Annotated in this window: 1 protein-coding gene; it reads right to left on the bottom strand. The window is 65.3% G+C overall.

Going from position 1 to position 259, the window contains the following annotated elements:
* The coding region (locus AACY52_RS31950) for an ATP-binding cassette domain-containing protein (RefSeq protein ID WP_339421441.1) at positions 1-259 on the bottom strand (259 nt) is incomplete at both ends.

Raw genomic sequence — 259 nt, 5'->3', positions numbered from 1 at the left:
GCCTGCTTGCGCAGCAGCGCCCGATTGACCACCCCAAAACGCGACGGCAAATGCCCGAGGAACAGGTTCTCGGCCACGGTCATTTCCGGCACCAGATGCAGCTCCTGGTGGATCACCGCCACGCCGCTGGCGATGCTGTCCGCCGCGTTCTTGAACGCCATGGTCTGCTCGCCGATTTGCAGCGTGCCGCTGTTGGGGATGTAGGCGCCGCCGAGGATCTTCAGCAGCGTCGACTTGCCCGCGCCGTTCTCGCCCATCA

Origin of the sequence: Pseudomonas sp. EA_65y_Pfl1_P113 (genome assembly GCF_963970525.1) — a bacterium.
Taxonomy (GTDB): Bacteria; Pseudomonadota; Gammaproteobacteria; order Pseudomonadales; family Pseudomonadaceae; genus Aquipseudomonas; species Aquipseudomonas tritici.
Note: the sequence above shows the minus strand (reverse complement) of the source record. Positions and strands in the feature narration are given on the sequence as shown.